The sequence below is a fragment of the Vibrio sp. TRT 2004 genome, assembly GCF_050113735.1.
Taxonomy (GTDB): Bacteria; Pseudomonadota; Gammaproteobacteria; order Enterobacterales; family Vibrionaceae; genus Vibrio.
The window spans coordinates 1-19,036 of record NZ_JBNJOH010000010.1 but is presented as its reverse complement, the minus strand read 5'-3'; the positions used below and the strand labels follow the sequence as shown (position 1 = coordinate 19,036).

The window sequence follows — 19,036 nt, the reverse complement described above, 5'->3', positions numbered from 1 at the left end:
CTAAGGTCTGCACTGACTGAACAAAAATGGAGATATTGGGCGATTGCCTTACAGTAGTTGTTGGCAAATATTGTAAGTAAAATATAGAACAGTTCACTGGCAAGTTACTGAATGAATTGTGAGAATTATGATCCGTCACGCGCATTATTGAGCAGATAGTAAAAAAGATCTCATGCGAGATCTTTTTTGTTTAAAACTTAACCATTAATTCATCTTGTGACAAACTGACGATTTCAGCGTGAGACTTAGCGCGTAGCCGTTCGATTTGTTCATTATCGAGCTCATATGGCATAACGAGCTTGAGTTCTTCGACCCCCTCAAGTTTAGCCAGTTTGAGCAAAGTGATAATATTTGACTCGTCGCTGCGGTTAGCAGACAGCGACTTCATGGCTTGATCCCACAAGCGATCTTCTACCGATAGCGTCTCTTTAATCGTATCCTTCCACGCTAGGCTGAATATCGGAGCAAACGTGCTCATCGCTTCGAGAAAGGTCCATTTTTTACTGCACGAAGCACCGAGAAAAGAGGTATAGTCGAATACAACACTTGTCTTGCCCAGATGTTCCATATCATCCCCCGTAATATCGGCAACACAGTGTACTAAATATCCTAGATCGCTCCTTATATAGCAATAGGATATAAAACAATAGTCTTTTATGCCCTAAATTTGTTTGAAAAAGCTATATAAAAACCAATACGGTAACAAAATGTGTACAATCCAGAGATATAAGAGACCGGTTGCTTAATATTTTGGATACCAAATAATATCCTGTGGTTTCAGCACTATTTGATGTCCACTATCTTGCTCGCCTTTTTGTACTGGATTCTCCAGCCCTTCCATTTCGGCAGTTCCCAACGCTTTGGATACCCTTTGCGTAGTCCATCGCGGTAAATCACATAAACCAACTTTTTGTCGACAAGATATTCAACATCTAAGTTTAAATCACCCAACGACAACTCAAACGGATAGGCATCCGCGAAATCCTGATATTCCCAGTAAGGAATGCCTTTAAATACAAAATCCTCTGCGGAAAATAATTCCAACTCAGAAATGTCGGACAGCTCTAGTAGGGTCAGTTGCTCAGTAAACCAGTGGTCGAAGTCCAGCTCACTTATATCAACCTTTTGCTCCGATAAGCCAAGCGAAACATACAATTTCCAATGTTCTATCTCTTTGTGCCGCTGTTTTGCCAAACCTAGCAAATATTGGTCATTTTTCACTGCTTGCAACATTGGCTTAATGGCAAACTCTCCCGTTGCAGGTTCATAGCGGGTTGCGATTACTCGCCCTGCATAGACAAGTTGCATCTCAATCATTGGTGTGTCGCTTAGCTCGGTGACTTCTCCTTGCTGCCAATCTCCTAAATCCATCGATTGCAGAGTCTTTAACGCTATCGGCATAGTAAAGGTCGCTAAATTGAGCGTCTGTTTTACCCCTCTTCCCGGTAAGCTGTGGGTATCCAGTACCAAAGCGGCTTGGTGTTTATCTTGGAAACGGCTTTCTCGTCCAAGAATCACTTCCATTGATCCATTGCCTAGCGCTTCTGTTCTTTTCATTCGACGCACAAACACCAACTCGGGGTGCAATCGCGCAATCGCTTCGACCAAATCCTGATGCGAATAACGTGATGCGACGTCAAGTTGCGGTAACTCAAATGCTGCTCGCATCTGCTCTGACAACATAACCGCCTCTTTCATTACATCTTGATCAACCTTAATGGCGGGGTAGCGATTTCCTCTCAGCAAGCCAATCGCCAACTGAGCATCACACCCTAGAGGTTCTTGTTGAAGAAGTTGCTCAAGTTGTTCTTCATCGTTTGATAAACGGTATAACGTTGCAGGGGTAGCGACGACTGAAGTCAAATCAACCATCGCTTCTTGCAAGGCTCTACTCGGCATGCGGGTAACAAGATCTGCGTACAAAGCATCAATAGGAAGAGGATAGATACGTTGGCCATGCTCAGTCACCAGACCTTGGCTGTCTATCGCCCCCATTTGTTCTAGGGTTGAGTGTGCCTGCGCAACAGACTTCTCCGGTAGAGGTTCAATAAATGTCAGTGCCGTTAATGCTCGACCACAACTTGCGGAGGCCAGCATCGCTTCGGTCAAAGATTCTCGATGCATTTCTGGTGGCGTCACTTCCGCTAATGCGGCATGTTCACCATATAAGCGGATACAGAGACCATCCATAACGCGACCCGCTCGACCGCTACGCTGTTTGGCACTCGCTTTAGAAATGTGTTTTAAGCTTAATGCGGTACGACCATTGCGTTGTTCGGTTCGTCTTTCCAGACCCGAGTCTATCACCGCAGCAATGTTTGCAATGGTCAGAGACGTTTCGGCCACATTGGTCGCCAGTACGACCTTTTTGTAAGACTGAGGATTGAGTGCGAGATCTCTTTGCTGGTCAGTAACCGAAGCGTGCAAAGGTAGCGCAACAACCCCTTCAATGGAGGATAACTTACTTTGACACTGAATAATCTCTTTACGCCCAGGTAAAAAAACCAGAATGTCCCCATCCACATCCAGAAGTGCCATCACTTCTTGTTTGACCCTTTCATCCAATTGACGAGCATCAGGCAACTGGCGAGAGTCGCCAGCACGATGACCGATGGCGACATCAAAGTTGCGGCCTTTCGCTTGCAGTCGCTTTGCTCCGACATAACGCGCCAGTTTTTCACCTTCAATAGTCGCTGACGTGATCACTAAGCGATGACGTTGTGCCTCTCTGAGCAGAGCAACCAGTAAGTCGGTATCCCAACGCCGCTCATGAAATTCATCGACAATAATAGTGCTAAAGCCTGCCAGTTGATTCTCACTATACCAACGCAGTGCGACACCTGGAGTAACAAATACGATTTGAGTCTCATCGTCGCAACGCGTCTCCAACTTAATCGCATACCCAACAGACTGACCAATCGGCTGTTGCTTTTGTTCAGCAAGAAACTGAGCTAACGAGGTACAAGCAATTCTACGTGGTTCAATCACCAATACTCGTCCATTTTCAGCCGCCCACAAGGGCAAACGAGTCGATTTTCCTGAGCCAGTTTCAGCCTCTACAATCAGATGATGTGCCGATATCTCTTTTAAGAATTCGGATTTAAGGGTATCTATCGGTAAGCTGAACATACTTCGCTGAACATTTGACATTAAAACGCCAAATTATATACGCAAACTTTACCAGAATGCAGGAATATTCAGTTTACAATAAGACAACGAATCCCTATCATTTTTAGGTTCCGAGTTCCAAAGGTCTAGAGACCACTCCACCCTACTTAAGGCAAGTGATGAATAACGATAAACGCCCTTTATACATTCCTTATGCTGGCCCTGCTCTGCTTAGTACGCCGTTGCTAAACAAAGGCAGTGCTTTTAGCGCACAGGAAAGAAGATCTTTTAACCTTGAAGGTTTATTGCCTGAAAATACTGAAACGATTCAAGAGCAAGTAGAGCGTGCGTATCAACAATATTGCAGCTTTGAAAGCGATATGGATAAGCACATCTACCTGCGTAACATTCAAGACACGAACGAAACGCTTTTCTACCGACTGGTTCAAAATCACATTACAGAGATGATGCCTATCATCTACACACCAACCGTTGGTGCTGCGTGTGAAAACTTCTCGAATATCTATCGCCGTGGACGTGGTCTGTTTGTGTCTTACGCAAACCGCGATCGCATTGACGACATCCTTAACAACGCTTCTAACCACAATGTCAAGGTTATCGTTGTGACTGATGGTGAACGTATTCTTGGTCTCGGTGACCAAGGTATCGGTGGTATGGGGATTCCAATTGGTAAGCTGGCTCTATATACCGCGTGTGGTGGTATCAGCCCTGCTTACACGCTTCCAATCGTACTCGATGTGGGCACTAACAACCCGCAAAGACTTGCCGATCCAATGTACATGGGCTGGCGTCATCCTCGTATTACTGGGGCTGAATATGATGCATTTGTTGAAGAGTTCATGCAGGCCGTTCAACGCCGTTGGCCAGAAGCACTAATCCAGTTTGAAGACTTCGCACAAAAAAATGCCATGCCGCTTTTGGAGCGCTACAAAAATCGCGTTTGCTGCTTCAACGACGATATTCAAGGTACCGCAGCGGTTACTGTCGGTTCGCTACTGGCAGCTTGTAAAGCGGCGGGAAGTCAGCTTTCAGAACAGCGCATTACCTTCTTAGGTGCGGGTTCGGCAGGTTGTGGTATCGCTGAAGCTATCATCGCGCAAATGGTCTCTGAAGGGATCAGCGACGAGCAAGCTCGTTCACAAGTATTTATGGTCGACCGTTGGGGTCTGCTACAAGAAGGCATGCCTAATCTACTCGACTTCCAGCAACGTCTTGTTCAAAAGCATGTCAACACGGCTGATTGGCAAACTGACAGCAACGGATATTCTTTGTTGGATGTTATGCGTAATGCTAAACCAACCGTTCTTGTCGGTGTTTCAGGTGCGCCTGGCCTATTTAGTGAAGAAGTGATTAAAGAGATGCACAAACACTGTGCTCGTCCTATCGTCTTCCCACTTTCGAACCCGACAAGTCGCGTGGAAGCCACTCCTAGCGACATTATTCGCTGGACTAACGGTGAAGCGCTAGTCGCAACAGGTAGCCCATTTGATCCTGTGGTTCATGAAGGTAAAACTTACCCGATTGCTCAGTGTAACAATAGCTACATCTTCCCTGGTATCGGTTTAGGTGTATTAGCGGTACAAGCGAAACGTGTCACTGATGAGATGCTTATGGAATCAAGCCGTGCGCTCGCGACCTGTTCACCACTCGCGATTAACGGCCAAGGTGCACTTTTACCCCCTCTTGAAGCGATTCACTCGGTATCGAAGAAGATTGCTTTTGCCGTGGCGAAGAAAGCCATCGAGCAAGGCGTTGCATTAGAGATCCCAGACGAAGCACTAGAAGAAGCAATCGACGCCTCTTTCTGGCAGCCAGTTTACCGTCGCTACAAACGCACTGCATTCTAAACAAATTTAAAAGCCCAGCTACGCTGGGTTTTTTTATTCCTGCCACAAAAGTGAACTCTCAGCTCAACCATGCTGGACATCCTCACATTACTTCGTGCTATTCTCGCTAAATCACCATTATCTAACGTACTTAAATGGAATACTTGAATATGTTTGGGGGTTACCTTAGCCCCTACCTCAGCGAAATTTCGACGGCGCTTATCGCCTGTACTTTGGTTATGGCCGGTGGCGAGATTAATGCACTGTTGAGACGTCTATTAAGAAACTACAACTTCGCGCTGAGAACGATCGCTTTTGTCTTGATTAACGCATTTGGTTACGGCTTAATCATTGTTAAGGCAACCCCTTACCTGTCTCGGACATTACGTGGGCTCGATGCTGGCATCATGTTTACCATCGTTTTGTTTTGCTTCACAATTATTGGTCTATGGGCGCAAAGGAACCGACAAATTTAGTGCGTAAACTCTTCCATCGTGACAAGCCAGCTAAAACTTGGTTAAGTCGCATGCTCAAACTCATCGCTTGGCTTCCGGCTGTTTTTGTCGCCGTGTCTGCGGCGCTGTTTGTGGTTGATCGATGGGTGTCATATCAGGCGAGACACCAAGTCTTTACTCAACCACAGCAAATCGAACAATTTGATGTTGCGGTGGTTTTAGGCACCAGCAAGTATTTGGGCAAGGTGCTCAATGAGTATTACACCAACCGCATCAATGCGGCGATTGAGTTGTATCAACAAGGAAAAGTTAGCCACTTTTTATTAAGTGGTGATAATGCGCATCGCTCATACAATGAACCATGGACGATGAAACGCGATTTGCTCAGAGCTGGCATCCCTGAAGAACGGATCTTTTTAGATTATGCTGGATTTCGAACACTAGACTCAGTTGTGCGCGCTAAAGAGATTTTTGACACGGATAATTTTCTGATTATCTCGCAGAAGTTCCACTGTGAACGAGCCTTGTTTATCGCCAACTCTCACGATATCAATGCGAAATGTTTTGCTGTCGCTGGACCGTCTCGACATTCGGGATTACAGGTGCGAGTGCGTGAAGTCTTTGCCCGTACAAAAGCGTTTTTGGACATCTACATCATTCACGCTCAGCCTAAATTTTTAGGTCCGAAAGAGCCGATTATAAAATCGACTCAAGCAGACCTCGATGAGAACGAAATGATCGATGGGCAGGATACAAACCAACAGCTTACGGATTAAAAACGACCTTATTTCGACCTTGTCGTTTCGCCATAAAAAGGGCTTCATCGGCTCGCATTAACATTTCATTTGGTCGTTCGTCACCAAGCGAAGCGACGCCAATACTGGCGGTCAAGGGATCGCCATGCACCCATAGATGCGACTCGACTCTATGGCGTATCTTCTCAGCCAGTTCAGTGGCCTCTTTTGAGCAAAGCCCCGGGCAAAAGACCACAAACTCTTCCCCGCCCCAACGCACTAACCTTTCACTTGCGCTCAATGCGCTAAGAACGACCATGGTGAACTCTCTTAATATATCGTCACCCATTGCGTGTCCGTACTTATCATTCACCGCTTTGAAGTGGTCTATATCCAAATAAAGCGCTGAAAGACGTTTTCCATCGACGCGATTCTTTACGTAGTTGCTTTCTAACCAGTCACGAATCGAATGTCTATTCATGGCTCCAGTCAGGGCATCACGGTTAGCTAACTCAGCAAAGTGGACATTTTGCTCCTTTAGGTGGCGGTTTAACTTGCGAAGGTGCTCTTGGCGATACTGGGATTGTTGGATGATCTGGCGGCCACGTTTGATTTCAAGCATGCTATAAACCAATGCCAGTGCAACCCAAAAGACCAGCAAACCAAGCAACAAATCTTCGCCATCAATGTAGTTACCGACAAACTCAATACTATTAACCTGTAGCCTGTAATCGCCTTGAGAGTGTCCAGAGCCAGTAGCAAACTCGACTTTGACCACATTTGAGAATTCAGGAGCTGAATGCGCGATTGGAATTTGATTGTCACTCAGCCACCAAGTTAAAACCTGTAAATTGGCAATCGGAATCTCTATCGCGCCCCCCTTGATTCCTGGAGTATATTCCAGCCCGTTGTATTTGAATGAATACTCATTGTCTGCTGTCGAATAAGCGGGATTGTAGTTTCTGAGGTAGATCCGTAGCGATGGGGACTTGTCAGCATTAAGTTGCTCGAAATCAACATCAAGTTTTATGGTATGAAAGCCCTCTAAGTCCATACCACTGGCTATGGAGTCACCAACGGTAATCGATATGCCACAATAGGGCCAAGGATATAAATCGCCTTTCGCCAAATGGCACTCTAGCAAGGCTTTCTCATTCTCTATGTTGAGTGACGACGTCGATACCCCACCCTGTAACTGATCGTTGGTTGCAGCGAAGGTAAACTGTGCGGGGGTTATCTTAACGACGCGCTCATCACCATGCATCCAAAATAATTGAACGACAAGTAAGGTTATAGCAACCAAGGTGAAGATAGCTTTATGTATAACTTTCAATAGAACAATCCGTTTGGGCAGTTAACTCGACCCATTAAATGACACAGCACTCAATTAATAATAAGATCTTGCTTCCATTTTACCCCATTTTAAATGTCACTTAGCGGCAAAATATTAGATATGCCTCTTAAAGTGGGCGCGTCACAGCCCCAATGTCTAAACACCGTCCAACGTTTGAACCGAAGTCATTTGGCTAAAAAAGTGTTACACTCAAACGCTAAAAACAACGAGGATTCAACCTCGAATAAAGAAGAGCACTGTCATGTCTTTAATCGCCAAAGGTACGCTGAGTAAAATGCGTGCCTCTCTAGAAAATACCGTTAGTTATCGACTGCCTGTCGGCGAAGAGCTCGTCGACTTAACGCCTTTTATCGGCCAAACGCTGACCCTGACGCACACAGGAAACATCTTCTGCTGTTCTTGCGGTAAGAAGACCAAGAAGAGCTACTCACAAGGTCACTGCTTTGTATGTATGAAGAAACTCGCAAGCTGCGATATGTGCATAATGAAGCCAGAAACCTGCCACTACGACCAAGGCACATGTCGTGAACCTCAGTGGGGTGAAGAGAACTGTATGGTCGACCACTATGTTTACTTGTCAAACACATCAAGTCTGAAAGTCGGCATTACGCGCCATACTCAAATTCCAACTCGTTGGATTGACCAAGGCGCCACTCAAGGTCTACCTATTTTTAAAGTGAAAACACGCCATATTTCGGGACTGATCGAGGTAGAGTTGGCGAAGCACATCGCCGATAAAACCAACTGGCGAACTCTGCTAAAGGGTGATGGCGAACCTATGGCTCTGGAGCAACGTTTTTTAGAGCTGTTGCCTCTGGTCGAGGATAAGATTACTGAGATAAAACAACAGTTTGGTGACGACGCTATTGAAGTGCTTAGCCGTGATATCACCACCATTAGCTATCCAGTGGAGAAACACCCCACAAAGATAACTTCGCATAACTTTGATAAAAACCCCGAAGTCAGCGGCGTTTTACAAGGGATCAAAGGCCAATATATGATTTTCGATACTGGCGTGATTAACATTCGTAAATTCACCTCATACGAAGTTGAAGTTACGGCTTAAACAGAAAAGACCTCCAATCGGAGGTCTTTTTAATTTGGGTCGATTAATGGGTAAGAATTGCTTTCAGTTCATCAAACAGAATGTCCACTTCTTCTAATGTGTTGTAGTGCATAAAGCCAATTCGTACTACCCCACCTGTCGACTCGAGACCTAACTGCCTGACTAATCCGAGTGCGTAGAAATGCCCATTCCAGACACAAATGTTACGCTCACCAAGCTTCTTCGCTACCTCTTCAGGCGTATGTTGATCGAAGGTCAAGGCGAAAGTCGGTGTTCTCTTTTGGCTATCTGCCTCATTGCGCCCTAGCAAGGTGACGCCATCTAATTCTGACAACCTAACCAGAACCCTTTCGTTGATCGCAGACTCGTGTTGATTGTACTGCTTGTAGGAGTCAATCAAGCGATTTCTCAACGAGTCGTCGTCCTTACCCCATTGAGCTAGGTATCTCACCGCCGCAACCACTCCGGCTAGACCTTCAAAACTTTGCGTACCTGTCTCAAAACGACCAGGCCCCACATTCGTTGCTGGTTCAACTTTGTATGGTTTCAACGTATCTAGCCATTTAGGCGCGACATAGGCAATCCCAACGTGCGGTCCAAAAAACTTGTACGCTGAGCAAGCAAGAAAATCACAACCAAGTTGTTGGACATCAACCAAATGATGGGGTGCATAATGTACCGCATCAATATAGACCATCGCATCCACAGCATGTGCCGCTTCAATGACACGCTGCATATCGACGATTGAACCCGTCGTGTTTGACGCGAAAGTTAATGCTACCAAGGTCGTCTTATCATTAATAAGAGAGATAAGATGATCGATATCTAGGCTACAGTCCGACTCCTCAACACGAGCTTGTCGAACAACAACCCCTTTGTCTTCTGCTGCTTGCTGCCAGCTTGATACATTCGAGTAATGATCTAATGCGGTAACAACCACTTCATCCCCGGCCTTCCAATCGCGGCTTATAGCACGACTCAATTGGAACGTGAGTGACGTCATATTGGCACCGAAGACAATATTATCGCTCGATTCAGCATTGACCAAAGCCTGAGCATGCTCGCGAGCTTGCTTCATTAAGTCGGTAGTATTGCGGCTAGAGAAATAGTGTCCACCCAAGTTAGAATTGAAGAATCCAAGATAAGCGGTCATCGCATCCAATACGGATTGAGGTACTTGAGAGCCTCCTGGGCCATCAAGAAATAGTACTGGTAAGTCATTATGAGTCTGATTAAGAGCGCTAAACTGCGCTCTTACTAAATTAGGAGTGAAGCTCATTCACTGCATCCTTCGCGGTTAGAACAAATACATCCATATAGCCTTCTTGGCCTTCGATTACAGAGCGGATTGGCTGAGCGTTATGCCATAGCTTGTCGTCAGCGAGCATTGCGACCTCACCACTTTGTAAAACCTTGCGGAAAAATGGCGCTTCATTGAAGCTGTTGTAAAGCATGATATCGCCACCTTCGATATTGTGACGCCCCATGCCAACAAGCGCGATATGCTCAAATCCGTCTTGGTGAACACCTTCAGGAGCGACTTGTGTCTCATCGTAAATAGCTGCAATACGGATCTGATGAATTTCAATCTCATGCTCATTAGTCAGATTGTTTGAAGAAACAAAGAGCTGACACATCTCGCGCATACCATCACTGTTTAGAGTGCTCTCTTCAATAGGTTCAAACTGTCTGACAACGTTGCCTTGAAAACGGTTAATGTCGTCCGTTTGCATAAATTCATTTTTGCCCAAATCGACTACTTCGCCATCTCGAAAAGAGACAACGGAATAACGTCTTAAGCGGAATTTACCATCGGCATGTTCTGTGTGCGGAAGCTGAGTAAACGATGGTGCAAGCTGAGCAATCGCCGTATCGCTAAGTTTGGTGAGTTGAAGGGTAGTTTCACGCTGATGTAACATCATCATCTCCTTAATGAATGTACATACCTATAATATGATTAACATCTTGTTCACATTTATTATTTGCGCACTTGTATTGTAAGATCAACTTTTTTTAGCATTTCAATCCAACATAAATAGATATAAAGAACTTTTATCCATTAAGGTAATTAAAATCAGACAATTCAACCAGATTTAAAAAGCAAGGATTGAAAATATTAGACGACTTCACTATCACACTAGGAATACCTTTTAAACTTCAACAGGTTATATCAACCACTCGCCACACAAAATGTAACGATTGCGTTCTAACCTATAACCAATTATTCCTGTTTTCACGCTTGCTAACTCTTTCAAAGCCCCCATATATTCCATACAATCGAGACAAACTACATAGAAAGCGTCACCGCTAATGGAGCACAAATGAGCGACGTCAAACATAGCAATCTTCTTATTCTTGGCTCTGGTCCTGCTGGCTACACTGCAGCCGTTTATGCTGCGCGTGCAAACCTAAAACCAGTTTTGATTACCGGCATGCAGCAAGGTGGTCAATTAACCACGACCACTGAGGTAGAAAACTGGCCTGGTGATCCTGAGGGTCTGACTGGACCAAACCTTATGGAACGCATGAAAGAACACGCAGAGCGTTTTGAAACCGAGATTTTGTTTGACCACATTAATCAGGTTGATCTCAGCCAACGCCCTTTCCGTCTTATTGGCGACAACGGTGAATACACTTGTGACGCTCTGATCATTTCCACTGGTGCTTCGGCTAAATATCTTGGCCTAGAGTCAGAAGAAGCATTTAAAGGGCGTGGAGTTTCCGCTTGTGCGACCTGTGATGGGTTCTTCTATCGCAACCAGAAAGTCGCAGTGGTTGGTGGTGGTAACACCGCTGTTGAAGAAGCGCTCTATCTATCAAATATCGCTTCAGAGGTTCACCTGATTCATCGCCGTGATACTTTCAGAGCAGAGAAGATTCTGATCAATCGTCTGATGGATAAAGTCGCAAACGGCAACATCGTTTTACACACTGATCGAACTCTAGAGGAAGTGGTGGGTGATGATATGGGCGTGACGGGTGTGCGTATCAAAGATACTCAGTCAGAGTCTGTTGAGCAGATTGACGTGATGGGTGCCTTCATTGCGATTGGCCACCAGCCAAACACAGCCATTTTCGAAGGCCAACTTGAGATGAAAGACGGCTATATTGTTGTTCAGTCTGGTTTGGAAGGCAATGCAACACAAACCAGCATTGCCGGCGTTTTTGCCGCTGGAGATGTGATGGATCACAACTATCGTCAAGCCATCACCTCTGCGGGTACCGGTTGTATGGCCGCTCTTGATGCAGAACGCTATTTGGATGCGTTGGCAGATAGTAAATAATATTTTTCACTTTTGGCTCAAATCCTTAAAGCCCTGCGGTGTTACCGCGGGGCTTTCTTTTGTATAATGCGCAGTTCTAATTGCTAATAATAATTCTCATTAAGCCTTCACAATGGATAAAAAGAAACAACGCAGCTTGAATCAATGGCTCAAGCAGCAAAGTAAGCTCGCCAAACGCTGGCTTATGGTCGCTGTCGGTCTTGGCGTTCTTTCAAGCATTTTTCTATTGGCTCAAGCCGCCCTGCTTGCAACCATACTGCATCAGTTGATTATCGAGCATGTCGATAAGTACACGTTAGTGCCTCACTTTTTTGGTCTCGCCGCTATCGTAGCCATACGTGCCCTCTGCTCATGGGGACGTGAAATTGCGGGGTACCGTTGTGGTGAACAAATTCGTATCTATATTCGCCAACTCATCTTAGACAAATTACGCGAACTGGGGCCCGCTTATATCAAAGGTAAACCAGCGGGTGCATGGGCAACGCTACTCTTAGAACAAGTAGAAGATATGCATGACTTCTTTGCGCGCTATTTGCCGCAGATGTCGTTGTCAGTCTTGATTCCGTTCGTCATTTTGATCGTCGTCTTCCCCGTTAACTGGGCTGCTGGACTCATTTTTCTAATTACTGCACCGCTAGTGCCATTATTTATGGCTTTGGTCGGTATGAAAGCGGCTGACGCAAACCGTAAAAACTTTAAAGCATTGCAACGTTTATCCGGGCACTTTTACGACCGTCTTCAATCAATGACGACCATCCGTTTGTTTGATAGAACTAAGGCAGAAACAGAAGTGATGCGCGGTGCGTCAGAAGTGTTTCGTACCCGAACCATGGACGTACTTAGAATTGCCTTCCTGTCATCTGCTGTGCTTGAGTTTTTCACCTCAATCTCAATCGCACTGACAGCCGTTTACTTTGGCTTCGCCTTTATCGGTGAGTTGAACTTTGGCGATTACGGCACGGGGGTCACTCTGTTTGCTGGGCTGTTTATTCTGATCCTCGCCCCTGAGTTTTATCAGCCTCTTCGTGATCTAGGCACTTTCTACCACGCTAAACAGCAAGCAGTGGGCGCTGCAGAGAGCATTGTTGAATTTATTGAAATTGACGTAGAGACTGTCCGTTCTGGTAGTCAGACGCTCGCTGATAATGACGCTATCACTATTCGCGCAACGGATCTTGAAGTCTTCTCTCCTGAAGGGACGAAACTATTAGGCCCTGTCAGCTTTGAACTCACGGCGTGTCAAACTACGGCGTTAGTCGGGCCTAGCGGTGCAGGTAAAACGTCGCTAATCAACGCTATTTTAGGCTTCTTGCCTTACAGTGGTTCGTTGACCATCAATAATATTGAACGTACTGAGATTGATCTCGCTAACTGGCGTCAAAACATCAGTTGGGTCGGACAAAACCCACTTTTATTGCACGGCACCATTCGTGACAACATCACGCTGGGCAAATCCAACGTCAGTGAAGAAAGCGTTCAGCGTGCACTGGAAGAGTCCTTCTCGGCTGAATTTGTTAACCAACACGGTTTAGATTATGCGGTTTCCGATCGTTCGGGTGGTTTGTCCGTCGGTCAGGCTCAGCGCCTGGCGCTTGCACGTGCCATGATTCAAAACGGTCAGTTTTGGTTACTCGATGAGCCTACAGCGAGCTTAGATGCAAGAAGTGAACGCTTAGTCATGCAAGGTTTACAAAACCAAATAGAAAACAAAACAGCGCTAATGGTGACACATCAACTGACGCCACTTCAGAATGTAGAACAAATCCTTGTGATGCGTGATGGTTTAATTGTTCAAAGCGGTAGCTTTGCTCAGTTGGCTCAACAACAAGGGCTTTTCCAAGAAATGCTCAGTGCCAATCAGGCACTTAACCAAGCGAATAAGGGGAATCTTGATGCGTGAACTCCTTCCCTACCTCAAACTGTATAAGAAGCATTGGTTCGGCCTATCGCTCGGGATGTTGCTTGCGTTCCTGACTCTTGCTGCTTCTATCGGCTTATTGACCTTGTCTGGTTGGTTTTTATCCGCCGCCGCAATCGCGGGATTGACGATTGCACGCGAGACCTTCAACTACATGTTGCCGGGCGCCTTTGTTCGTGGTTTTGCTATGGGCAGAACCGCAGGACGCTGGGGGGAACGCGTAGTGAGTCACAACGCGACCTTTAAGCTCCTAACCGACTTACGTATTTTCTTCTTTTCCAAGCTTGCTCCACTCATTCCGGGCCGCGTATCAAACCTACGTGACGCTGACTTACTTAACCGTTTGGTTGCCGACATCGACGCCATGGATCATGTCTACCTAAGACTTGTTAGTCCAATGATCGTCGGTACGCTAGGTATATTAGGCCTTACAGCGCTAGTAAGTTGGTTTGACGCCGAACTTGGTATGACATTAGGGGCGATTCTTTTTGCCCTGCTAGTTACTTGGCCGATACTTTTTTATAAGTTGGGCAAACGAAATGGTAGCGAGCTAACGCAAAATAAAGCCGAGCTTCGTATTTCGACCTTAGACTGGCTTCAAGGTTACAGTGAGCTAACCCTATTCGGTGCAGAGCAACGTTACCGTGAGGCGATCTTGAGCACTCAAGAAAAGCTGCTAAAGAACCAGTTCTTTAACGCCCATTTCTCTGGCCTTGCACAAGCTCTACTGCTACTTGCTAATGGCTGGACAATTATATTGATGCTTTGGCTCGCTGCTGATGGCGTCGGCGGAAATACGCCAGATCCAATGATCGCCTTAGTTGCCTTCGCAACGATGGCGAGTGTCGAGCTACTCATGCCTATCGCAGGCGCATTCCAGCATTTAGGTCAGACTCTTACCTCTGCTCGCAGATTGAACGACATTATTCTCTCTGAACCAGATGTCCAATTCCCAGAGCATAGCGATAGTCATAATCAAGCATTTTCGATTGAGTATCAGAGTGTCTCTTTCAGCTACCCAGATACAGAAAGCGAAGTGCTTAAAAAGATTAGCCTTAACATACCGGCCAAACACCGTATTGCTGTCGTTGGTCAGACGGGATCGGGCAAGTCTACTCTGCTCCAATTACTAAACCGTTATTGGGATGTAAAGCAGGGTGAGATTAAAATCGCTGGAATGCCAATTCAAAAGTGGAGCGAAAGCGACCTTCGCAAGGCAATCAGTGTGGTCAGCCAGCGGGTCGATATCCTAAACGGCTCTTTGCGAGACAACCTGATCATGGCTAAACCACAAGCAAATGACGATGAACTGGCACAGGTATTAACTCAGGTCGGATTAGCCAAGCTGCTCAATGATACCGGGTTAGATACTTGGCTTGGCGATGGCGGTCGTCAGTTATCGGGTGGAGAAAAACGTCGAGTGGGTATTGCTCGTGCATTACTTCATAACGCCCCCATTTTACTGCTTGACGAACCAACTGAAGGGTTGGATAAGCAAACCGAACAGCAGATCATGCAGCTCTTTGAGCAACACTTCGTTGATAAAACCGTTGTCTTTATTACTCACCGCTTAGTTGATTTAGACAAGATGGACAGTATTTGTCTAATTGAACAAGGTGAAATTGTTGAACATGGTAGCCACAGGGAACTCCTCGCACAACAAGGTCGCTATTATCAACTCAGTCAAACTCTGTAGTCACATATCCTATACCGTCAAACATCAATGCTTGACGGTATTTTCCATCAACCGCCAATTGGCGCCACTTTTCATCGCAAGGCCAGCCGAGATAAGTTCATCGATTATTGACATAATACTCATAGCCGGAAAGTCCGCCCGTAGCCCAAGGGTCACAGAGAAGGAAGGAAAATCACATTATTTTCCGGTCATTAACTTCATGTCACCTGCTTAGCCGCTTAAAATAAACAGCTAAATAATGAGGATTGATAATGAATTATAAATGGCTAGGTCTTCTCGGGGCGATTCCTTTATTGGCGGCATGCAATAGCGATATCGACATTTCCAGCAACGTGCTTTCTCAACAGCAGCTCAACACCATTATTAGTAATGTCAACAAACACTATCCAGATGCAGACAGCGAACTAAAACAAAAGATCGCCGAGGTCGCGGTAAAGTCGATTGAAAATATGGTGTTTGTCGAAGGTGGCCGTTTTATTATGGGCGACTTTCGTATGCCCTGCATGAACGACGATCTTAATCGTCCAGTCTGGACGCCGGAAGCAAGCTGTTACAGTGGTGTCGAAATGGTCAGCAGTGGTGCAGATATTCAACATGAGGTCACCCTAAGCAGTTATTCGTTGTCAAAGTATGAGGCTGAGTTGCTGGATTACGATGTTTATTTACAAACATTAGGTAGACCGTTTGAGCAGTTTGATTATGAAGAAAAATACCTTGAACGAGGGTCAAGCGATTATAAGATTTTTTTATCGAGCTTTATTAAAAAACCAGCAAGACTTGTAAATTGGCAAGATGCAAAAAACTATTGTCAATGGCTGGGGCAATTGACCGCTTTACCAGTGGATCTGCCTACCGAAGCACAGTGGGAATATGCGGCACGCAGCCGTGGCCAAAAACTCTACTACGCAACCAACAATGGCTTTATTCAGTTTAGGGGAAGAGGTTTTTATAACCCAGAATTAGGTGGCTATGAAGAGTTTACCGAAAAAACCGTTAATGTTGATACGGACTTAAACCCTGTTGGTATGTTTGCGCCCAATCCCCTCGGTATTTACGATATGACTCGAAATGCCACAGAGTGGGTTAATGATTGGTACGCTAAAGATTATTATAAAGTGTCGCCGAAACTTGACCCACAAGGGCCAGTAACGGGCGAATACAAAGTCAAACGAGGTGGGGTTGGTATGGTTAATGTAGCCCGCGCCTATGATACGGTGAAGGGTGATAGCCTATCATACACTTCGGGTTTTCGCTGCTCCGTCCAAAGCGCAGAAAAAGCTTATTAGCATCAAAAACGACCGCCTTACGGCGGTCACTGTGGTTAGATATAATAGCCGTTATTTTTATTTAAACGCGCGATTTGCCGTTCAACTCTCTCCCTCTTCTGCCTCCAACTCCAACCAGAGCGTGGCGCAAACGGGTGCATTTGAGCAAAGTTGCTCTCGTTGATTTCATTCACTCGATTCTTAACGGGACACACGTTTTAACTATGATAATTCGATATGTTCTAATGTAATAAAATCAGCCAGCGCCAATCACGGCAAACACACCTTTGCCCCGTTCGTTGTTAGCACTAACGCCATTGTTAAATTTCGTGACACTTAGTCGGGTTACTTTTTCTAATGCAAGTCGTCGGCCTAGAAATTAGAGGGAGATTAATAACTGGCTCCTAGCCAATATCAAAAAGAGCCATATCGGAAATATTAAGCAAGAGCAGCCTGTTTATTTCTTTTCTTCTTAGCTTGAGATTTTGCTTGCTTGATAAAATTATCCTTCGTCGTAATTTGCCTAACGAGCTCATCAACCGCATCTTGGGAATAAATATGTGTATTAGATATCTTTTGATAGTGGTGGTGTTTGTTACAAGTTGCTTTCCAGTTCAGCTTTGAGACTGCCGCTTGGAAGCAATGACTATTTATTGTTGGCTTTCCCTTTTTGTCTCGAGCTACTAAGCACTTTTCTAGTTTTGCCATATCGTGGTTAGCATGAAGGGTCTTATTAATAGCATCAATAGCAGTCTTTTGAGTGAAAGTATGAGTTTTCTCTGGATCTACTTGCTTCTCAACTACAAGAGCCTTTTTCAACTGCTCCAAGTCCTGAGCTTTACCGTTAGCCGCAGCAAGTATTATCTGACTGTCTTTCTCATCACGAGCATACACAAGTGATACGTTAATCGGTATAGCGAACTCAATATCATCTTCTTTCTCGATTTCATCTTGCACCGTTTTAGCTAGTTCGAGCATATCTTCCGCTGCCTTACCATACAATGATCGCAACACTGGCTCTGGTGGCATCTTAAAATCACCAACTAGTGATATCATTCCAGCATGCTGAGAGCGCATAAATGGTACCTCTGCAAACTCCTGAAACTTAGATGAATAATTCAGCACACCAGATTGGAATATGCGAGAAGCCAACCCTTGAAGCTCAGGCATAAGTAGATGAACAGCACCATCACGCCAATCAGCTATACGAGAGATATTCTTTCTTACATTGTCATTTTCTTTGAACAATTTATCCAAGCATTGCCTCAAAGATATTGTTTTCTTTACGCCTTGCTTATTCGTTTTCTCGAATACCGCTTTTTCACCATCTCGCTCAATGATTATTGCTTTCAGAAGCTGCTCCCAAGCAGTTGAGTACATCATTACAAATCCATCTAACTTGTTTTCAAGTGACGGTCTGTTGTAAAGCTCTAATGCAAGCATCATGTTATCTTTGGACTTTTTGAGCAGGGCTTTAGCTAAGTTAGATTTACATTTATGACCTAGCTCTTGATAGTGCTTACTCTGAGATAAACGCTTTTTGAACTCGATAAAACTTACATCTAGTACATTGATTGCTTCGTATGTATTAACTCCAATCTCTGCTAAGAATTGAGTTATCTGACCCTTCCCGTAGTAAGATTTGAATGTACTTGGCTTCCAGCCTACATGCGCGATAAGCTCTTCTTTGGTGAAAGTTGAACTCTCTGTTTGATGCTTCTGCAAGAATTGGTACAGCAATAACTGCATTTCGACTTTAGCCATCTGATTTCCAATAATTTATTCACCTTGTTGTGCTGCATTTTATTGTATAACACCAAGATAATCAGAGAGTGGCATCAAATAATTGAATACCCCTAAACAATTTGAATTGACCAGTCTTCTGTGCAAAGTTTTTGTGCTTCAGTTTGGAGAGCATTCTAAAAATGCCACTTGAGCTATACCTCTCCTCATCCGATCCTACCAATTTAGCAAAAGCGCTAGTCGAAAAATGTCTAGAGCACTGCTGGCTCTGGCATGGTTTTGCCCCAAAATCACTTAGACTAAATATTCAATATAATTCAGAGGGCGTGCGTTTACTCTACTAAAACTTATTCGATTGAGTTGATAACTCACCATTCCCGTTACTAGGCGACATATTGCAATCTAACTTCCCTTCATGTGTCATAACTTATTGATTTTCAGTTGAGTTAATATGAAAATGACTGCAACGTCGAAATATGAAAGACGACAATTTGTCGTCTAATAAGCGTTATGAGCAACATGGAGCGTTTGGTAGAAAAGGATTATCTCAATGATTGGTAGTATGT

The 19,036-nt window shown here is 44.9% G+C and carries 14 protein-coding genes; 8 read left to right on the top strand and 6 right to left on the bottom strand.

The window, feature by feature from the left end:
- Positions 1-190: 190 nt before the first annotated feature.
- Both ACQEXR_RS06230 and ACQEXR_RS06225 read right to left on the bottom strand, forming a co-directional pair.
- Positions 191-568: a transporter gene (locus tag ACQEXR_RS06230; protein ID WP_426952743.1), complete on the bottom strand. Its 378-nt coding sequence runs from the start codon at positions 566-568 to the stop codon at positions 191-193.
- A 215-nt stretch (positions 569-783) separates the two neighbouring features.
- Positions 784-3,129 (bottom strand): helicase-related protein, encoded by a 2,346-nt coding sequence (locus ACQEXR_RS06225; protein ID WP_427019990.1) that lies wholly within the window; start codon positions 3,127-3,129, stop codon positions 784-786.
- A gap of 158 nt (positions 3,130-3,287) precedes the next feature.
- On the opposite strand from ACQEXR_RS06225, the gene ACQEXR_RS06220 reads away from it, so the two are divergent.
- The 3 genes from ACQEXR_RS06220 (at position 3,288) to ACQEXR_RS06210 (ending at position 6,186) form a co-directional block, all read left to right on the top strand.
- Positions 3,288-4,976: an NAD-dependent malic enzyme gene (locus ACQEXR_RS06220; protein WP_269376259.1), complete on the top strand. Its 1,689-nt coding sequence runs from the start codon at positions 3,288-3,290 to the stop codon at positions 4,974-4,976.
- A 134-nt stretch (positions 4,977-5,110) separates the two neighbouring features.
- On the top strand, positions 5,111-5,431 hold the full coding sequence (locus ACQEXR_RS06215) for a DUF3392 domain-containing protein (RefSeq protein WP_331417842.1): 321 nt from the start codon (positions 5,111-5,113) through the stop codon (positions 5,429-5,431).
- Positions 5,431-6,186, top strand: a complete 756-nt coding sequence (locus ACQEXR_RS06210) for a SanA/YdcF family protein (protein WP_138971171.1) — start codon at positions 5,431-5,433, stop codon at positions 6,184-6,186. Before ACQEXR_RS06215 ends, ACQEXR_RS06210 begins: the two co-directional genes overlap by 1 nt.
- Here the strand turns inward: ACQEXR_RS06210 and ACQEXR_RS06205 are convergent.
- Positions 6,176-7,477 carry a GGDEF domain-containing protein gene (locus tag ACQEXR_RS06205; RefSeq protein ID WP_171052141.1) on the bottom strand — a complete coding sequence of 434 codons (1,302 nt, stop codon included), beginning with the start codon at positions 7,475-7,477 and terminating at the stop codon, positions 6,176-6,178. The genes ACQEXR_RS06210 and ACQEXR_RS06205 overlap by 11 nt on opposite strands.
- A gap of 262 nt (positions 7,478-7,739) precedes the next feature.
- Here ACQEXR_RS06205 and ACQEXR_RS06200 point away from each other — a divergent pair, with 262 nt between their 5' ends.
- On the top strand, positions 7,740-8,564 hold the full coding sequence (locus ACQEXR_RS06200) for a DUF2797 domain-containing protein (protein ID WP_138971170.1): 825 nt from the start codon (positions 7,740-7,742) through the stop codon (positions 8,562-8,564).
- A 43-nt stretch (positions 8,565-8,607) separates the two neighbouring features.
- On the opposite strand, the gene ACQEXR_RS06195 is transcribed toward ACQEXR_RS06200, so the two are convergent.
- Together ACQEXR_RS06195 and ACQEXR_RS06190 are read right to left on the bottom strand one after the other, a co-directional pair.
- Positions 8,608-9,843, bottom strand: coding sequence for a cysteine desulfurase-like protein (locus ACQEXR_RS06195; RefSeq protein WP_427019964.1), 1,236 nt, complete (start codon positions 9,841-9,843; stop codon positions 8,608-8,610).
- Complete coding sequence (locus ACQEXR_RS06190; protein WP_171052145.1) at positions 9,827-10,486, bottom strand: 2OG-Fe dioxygenase family protein; 660 nt, start codon at positions 10,484-10,486, stop codon at positions 9,827-9,829. The genes ACQEXR_RS06195 and ACQEXR_RS06190 overlap by 17 nt, the downstream gene beginning before the upstream one ends.
- Positions 10,487-10,885: 399 nt before the next feature.
- Between ACQEXR_RS06190 and trxB the strand changes: the two genes are divergently transcribed.
- The 4 genes from trxB to ACQEXR_RS06170 all read left to right on the top strand — a co-directional run bounded on the left by trxB (position 10,886) and on the right by ACQEXR_RS06170 (position 16,748).
- Positions 10,886-11,848, top strand: coding sequence for a thioredoxin-disulfide reductase (gene trxB / locus ACQEXR_RS06185; protein ID WP_138971168.1), 963 nt, complete (start codon positions 10,886-10,888; stop codon positions 11,846-11,848).
- Between the two features lie 112 nt (positions 11,849-11,960).
- Positions 11,961-13,748, top strand: a complete 1,788-nt coding sequence (gene cydD / locus ACQEXR_RS06180; RefSeq protein WP_427019963.1) for a heme ABC transporter permease/ATP-binding protein CydD — start codon at positions 11,961-11,963, stop codon at positions 13,746-13,748.
- Positions 13,741-15,462: a heme ABC transporter ATP-binding protein/permease CydC gene (gene cydC / locus ACQEXR_RS06175; RefSeq protein WP_427019962.1), complete on the top strand. Its 1,722-nt coding sequence runs from the start codon at positions 13,741-13,743 to the stop codon at positions 15,460-15,462. Before cydD ends, cydC begins: the two co-directional genes overlap by 8 nt.
- Before the next feature lie 251 nt (positions 15,463-15,713).
- Positions 15,714-16,748, top strand: coding sequence for a formylglycine-generating enzyme family protein (locus ACQEXR_RS06170; protein WP_427019961.1), 1,035 nt, complete (start codon positions 15,714-15,716; stop codon positions 16,746-16,748).
- Positions 16,749-17,165: 417 nt separating this feature from the next.
- Here ACQEXR_RS06170 and ACQEXR_RS06165 read toward each other — a convergent pair whose 3' ends face one another.
- On the bottom strand, positions 17,166-18,491 hold the full coding sequence (locus tag ACQEXR_RS06165) for a DUF3644 domain-containing protein (RefSeq protein ID WP_301581346.1): 1,326 nt from the start codon (positions 18,489-18,491) through the stop codon (positions 17,166-17,168).
- Positions 18,492-19,036 lie beyond the last annotated feature (545 nt).

Excerpts from the sequence above, each read along its gene's own strand:
- ACQEXR_RS06230 (WP_426952743.1), bottom strand. The coding sequence starts at position 568 with ATGGAACATCTGGGCAAGACAAGTGTTGTATTCGACTATACCTCTTTT.
- ACQEXR_RS06165 (WP_301581346.1), bottom strand. The coding sequence starts at position 18,491 with ATGGCTAAAGTCGAAATGCAGTTATTGCTGTACCAATTCTTGCAGAAG.
- trxB (WP_138971168.1), top strand. The coding sequence starts at position 10,886 with ATGAGCGACGTCAAACATAGCAATCTTCTTATTCTTGGCTCTGGTCCT.
- ACQEXR_RS06225 (WP_427019990.1), bottom strand. The coding sequence starts at position 3,129 with ATGTTCAGCTTACCGATAGATACCCTTAAATCCGAATTCTTAAAAGAG.
- ACQEXR_RS06215 (WP_331417842.1), top strand. The coding sequence starts at position 5,111 with ATGGAATACTTGAATATGTTTGGGGGTTACCTTAGCCCCTACCTCAGC.
- ACQEXR_RS06220 (WP_269376259.1), top strand. The coding sequence starts at position 3,288 with ATGAATAACGATAAACGCCCTTTATACATTCCTTATGCTGGCCCTGCT.
- ACQEXR_RS06200 (WP_138971170.1), top strand. The coding sequence starts at position 7,740 with ATGTCTTTAATCGCCAAAGGTACGCTGAGTAAAATGCGTGCCTCTCTA.
- ACQEXR_RS06170 (WP_427019961.1), top strand. The coding sequence starts at position 15,714 with ATGAATTATAAATGGCTAGGTCTTCTCGGGGCGATTCCTTTATTGGCG.
- ACQEXR_RS06190 (WP_171052145.1), bottom strand. The coding sequence starts at position 10,486 with ATGATGTTACATCAGCGTGAAACTACCCTTCAACTCACCAAACTTAGC.
- cydD (WP_427019963.1), top strand. The coding sequence starts at position 11,961 with ATGGATAAAAAGAAACAACGCAGCTTGAATCAATGGCTCAAGCAGCAA.
- ACQEXR_RS06195 (WP_427019964.1), bottom strand. The coding sequence starts at position 9,843 with ATGAGCTTCACTCCTAATTTAGTAAGAGCGCAGTTTAGCGCTCTTAAT.
- cydC (WP_427019962.1), top strand. The coding sequence starts at position 13,741 with ATGCGTGAACTCCTTCCCTACCTCAAACTGTATAAGAAGCATTGGTTC.